Source organism: Psychrilyobacter sp. (assembly GCF_049671765.1).
Lineage (GTDB): Bacteria > Fusobacteriota > Fusobacteriia > Fusobacteriales > Fusobacteriaceae > Psychrilyobacter.
Genome location: NZ_JBATVM010000061.1, coordinates 1 through 4,485, shown reverse-complemented (window position 1 = coordinate 4,485; position 4,485 = coordinate 1). Strand labels below are relative to the sequence as shown.

At 31.6% G+C, this 4,485-nt stretch carries 3 protein-coding genes; all 3 read left to right on the top strand.

The window, feature by feature from the left end:
- Window positions 1–232 precede the first annotated feature (232 nt).
- Window positions 233–817 (top strand): ATP-dependent Clp endopeptidase proteolytic subunit ClpP, encoded by a 585-nt coding sequence (gene clpP / locus WBG30_RS03205; RefSeq protein ID WP_424503202.1) that lies wholly within the window; start codon window positions 233–235, stop codon window positions 815–817.
- Between the two features lies 1 nt (window position 818).
- Window positions 819–2,069: an ATP-dependent Clp protease ATP-binding subunit ClpX gene (gene clpX / locus WBG30_RS03200; protein ID WP_424503201.1), complete on the top strand. Its 1,251-nt coding sequence runs from the start codon at window positions 819–821 to the stop codon at window positions 2,067–2,069.
- Window positions 2,070–2,131: 62 nt separating this feature from the next.
- The gene (gene lon, locus WBG30_RS03195; RefSeq protein WP_424503200.1) at window positions 2,132–4,438 is read left to right on the top strand and encodes an endopeptidase La; all 2,307 of its coding nucleotides are present in this window, start codon (window positions 2,132–2,134) and stop codon (window positions 4,436–4,438) included.
- The last annotated feature ends 47 nt before the right edge of the window (window positions 4,439–4,485 follow it).

Genomic DNA, 4,485 nt, shown 5'->3' with positions numbered 1-4,485 from the left:
GGGAAAGAGCAAGGGTTTTGGGTTTTAAATAAAAGAGAATAGAAAAGATGCTATGCATCTTTTCTATTCATCTTATATTGGTGTCCTTATGAATCTTAAAATTTATACTACAAATTAGAATTAATTTTAAAGTGAAGGGAAACCATGGAAGGGATATTAAATTAGATTATTAGAAAAATAATTAATGAAGTTGATTATTTTTCTAATAAATAAAATTTGGAGGTAAAAATTTATGTATAATCCAACAGTTATTGAAAATAACGGAAAAGGTGAAAGAGCCTACGACATATATTCAAGGTTATTAAAGGATAGAATAATCTTTTTAGGAACAGAGATAAACGATCTGGTAGCTAACTCAATAGTAGCACAATTATTATTTTTAGAGGCAGATGCCCCAGAAAAAGATATAATTATGTATATTAATAGTCCAGGAGGAGTAATAACTTCAGGAATGGCAATATATGATACTATGAAGTATATCAGACCAGATGTACAAACTGTGTGTATTGGTCAAGCTGCATCTATGGGAGCATTACTATTAACAGCAGGAGCAAAAGGTAAAAGATTTGCACTACCAAATGCCAGAGTAATGATCCATCAACCACTAGGAGGAGCTCAAGGTCAAGCTACAGATATTGAGATTCAAGCCAAAGAGATCTTGAGAATGAAAGAATTAACATCTAAAATAATATCTGAAACAACAGGTAAAACTATGAAACAAGTAAAAAAAGATACAGAAAGAGATAACTTTATGACAGCTGAAGAAGCTATGGAATATGGATTGATTGACAGAGTATTCGTAGAAGGGGAGAGATAAAATGAAAAAAGAAATACAAAAATGTTCATTTTGTGGAAAATCAGAAAATGAAGTAGCAAAATTAATAACTGGTCCAGATGCAAATATATGTGATGAGTGTATAGAGGCTTGTGGAATGCTGATAGAAGATATGCAAATAGAGATGGGAGAACCTGTGGAAAATAACAGTTTCGATGATGTTACTATTATGACTCCTAAAGAGATAAAGAAAAAATTAGATGACTATGTAATAGGTCAAGAAGCAGCTAAGAAAGTATTAGCTGTATCAGTATATAATCACTATAAAAGAATTAAAAATAGAGGTAAAACTGGAGATGTAGAATTACAGAAATCAAATGTTTTACTTATTGGTCCTACAGGAACAGGTAAAACGCTTTTAGCTGAAACTTTGGCTAGAACTCTTCATGTGCCATTTGCTATAGCAGATGCAACTACCCTGACAGAAGCAGGATATGTAGGAGATGATGTAGAAAATGTATTGGTAAGATTATTACAAGCCGCTGACTATGATGTGGCAGCAGCAGAAAGAGGAATAATCTATATAGATGAGCTAGATAAGGTAGCTAGAAAATCAGAAAATACTTCTATAACTCGTGATGTATCAGGGGAAGGTGTACAACAGGCACTTTTAAAAATAGTAGAAGGAACTGAAGCACAGGTTCCTCCTGAAGGTGGAAGAAAACATCCGAATCAAGAATTGGTAAAGATAAATACAAAGAACATCCTATTTATTGTAGGAGGAGCTTTTGAAGGGCTAGATAAGGTAATTAAATCTAGGTCTAATAAAAAAGTTATGGGATTTGGAGCTACTGTAATAAATGAAAAGAATGAATCTGAAGGAGAAGCTTTCATGAGAGTTTTACCAGAAGATTTGGTAAGACAAGGAATAATTCCTGAACTAATAGGTAGATTTCCAGTGATAACTACTTTAGCCAACCTAGATGAAGAAGCTTTAATGAAAATACTAACTGAACCAAAAAATGCACTGGTAAAACAATACAAGAAATTCTTTGAGTTAGAAGATGTAGAGCTAGAATTTGAAGAAAGTGCATTGAAAAAAATGGCAGAGTTAGCACTAAAAAGAAAGATAGGAGCTAGGGGACTACGTGCACTTATGGAAAGTGCAATGTTAGATTTAATGTACGAAATCCCATCTAATCCTGCTGTAGAAAAAGTAAGAATAACAGAAGAATCAGTGATGGACAATAGTAAAGCACTGATAATTGAAAAAACAAAAAAATTGGCAGAATAATTAGAAATTAATAATTAAAAAAATTATCAATTTAACTAAAATCCATTTTAGGAGGCTAAAAGATGACAAAAATTACATTTATACCTACTAGAGATCTAGTGGTTTTCCCGGGAGCTATAATGCCTCTTTATATAGGCAGAGAAAAAAGTGTTAACACATTAGAAAAATCACTTACTGAGGATAGTAAACTAATTTTATGTATGCAAAAAGACTTTTTAGTAGAAGAACCAAATTATACAGATGACATATATAAAATCGGTGTAGAAGCTACTATTTTGCAGACAGTAAAGATGCCAAATAATACTGTAAAAGTATTGGTAGAAGCTTCACATAGAATTATTTTAGGTGAGATAGAAGAAACTGACGGAGTAATCTATGCAGAATCTACAGCTGTAGAAACTGAGGCATTAGAAAACAACGTAGGAGAAGCTATAGTTAGAAGGGTATTAAAATCATTTGAAAGATATGCTAAATTAAGTGGAAAAATTCTACCAGATCTTTTGGTTAGTATAAAATCTATGAAAGACACAGACAAAAAATTTGATTTAATAAGTGGAAATTTGAATATTCCATCTGAAGAAAAACAAAAACTTTTAGAGCTATTTAATTTAGAAGAAAGAGGTTATAAATTAATAGAAGTCTTAAAAAAAGAATTAGAGATCTTGAACTTAGAGAAAAAGATAGAAAATAAGGTGAAAGAAAAGATGAATTCAGCTCAAAGAGCATACTTCTTGAAAGAAAAATTAAGTGCTATAAAAGAAGAATTAGGAGAAGATCAGTCTGATGACGAAGATATCTTAGAATTAAAAAAACTGATTAAGACTAAAAAACTTCCAAAAGAAGTAAAGAAAAAAGTAGAAAAAGAAATCTCTAAATTATCGAAAATGCCAGCATTTTCAGCAGAAGGTAGTGTAGTACGTAACTATGTAGAGACAGTATTAGATCTACCTTGGACTAAGAAAACAAAAGATATTTTGGATATAAAAAAAGCCTATGATAAGTTAGAGGAAGATCATTATGGATTAAAAGAAATAAAAGAGAGAATCTTAGAATATTTGGCAGTAAAAAAACTAAACCCAAATATGAAGGGAACAATCCTTTGCTTAGTAGGACCTCCAGGTGTAGGGAAAACTTCACTAGCTAAATCTGTGGCAGATGCCATGGGAAGAAATTTTTCTAGGATTTCTCTAGGTGGAGTAAGAGATGAATCGGAGATCAGAGGACATAGAAGAACTTATATTGGATCTATGCCAGGGAAATTAATAAAAGCTATGAAACATGCTAAAACTAAAAATCCACTTATTTTATTAGATGAAATTGATAAGATGTCTAACGATGCTAAGGGAGATCCTAGTTCTGCAATGTTAGAGGTTCTTGACCCAGAACAAAACAAGAACTTTGAAGACCACTATTTAGATCTGCCATTTGATCTTTCAAATGTATTTTTTATAGCTACAGCCAATGATTTGAGAGGAGTTCCAGGACCACTTAGAGATAGAATGGAAATTATTTATTTGAATTCATATACTGAATTTGAAAAAATGCATATAGCTAAAAAATATCTATTAGATGAAGCTCAAGAAGCTAATGGATTATCTGAAATAGACATAAAGGTATCTGATGACGCACTCCTAAGAATAATAAATGAATATACTAGGGAAGCAGGAGTAAGAAACTTAAAAAGAGAGATCCACAGTCTATTTAGGAAATTAGCTAAATTAGTTATAGAAAAAAATAGAAAGAAAATAACTATCACAGTAAAAAATCTTGAAACATATCTTGGGAAGGTAAAATATAGACCTGATAAGATTAAAGAAATAGAACCTAAACTCGGTGTAGTAACTGGATTAGCATGGACAAGTGTAGGAGGAACTACATTAGAAGTTCAATCAGTATCTATGAAAGGTAAGGGCAAGATTATATTAACTGGTAAATTAGGAGATGTAATGAAAGAGTCGGCACATGTGGCATATTCTTATGTCAGATCAATTGCCGATGAGTTAAAAATAGATGAGAAATTTAATGAGACTACAGATGTTCATCTTCATTTCCCAGAAGGTGCTGTGCCAAAAGATGGTCCATCTGCAGGAGTTACTATTACTACAGCTTTAATTTCTGTATTAACAAAGAAAAAGATAAGACAAGATATAGCCATGACTGGAGAGATTACAATTACTGGAGAAGTATTAGCAGTAGGAGGAATCAAAGAAAAAGTTATAGGTGCGCATAGAATTGGAATTCACGAGGTAATATTACCAATAGACAATGAATCTGATGTAGAAGAACTGACTAAAGAAGTAAAAAAAGATATGACTATTCATTTTGCGAAAACTTATGATGATGTCAAAAAAATAGCATTTGTAAAATAAAAGGAGAAATATGAACACAGTATTAGAAAATATAAAAAAACGTAGAT

Excerpts from the sequence above, each read along its gene's own strand:
- clpP (WP_424503202.1), top strand. The coding sequence starts at position 233 with ATGTATAATCCAACAGTTATTGAAAATAACGGAAAAGGTGAAAGAGCC.
- clpX (WP_424503201.1), top strand. The coding sequence starts at position 819 with ATGAAAAAAGAAATACAAAAATGTTCATTTTGTGGAAAATCAGAAAAT.
- lon (WP_424503200.1), top strand. The coding sequence starts at position 2,132 with ATGACAAAAATTACATTTATACCTACTAGAGATCTAGTGGTTTTCCCG.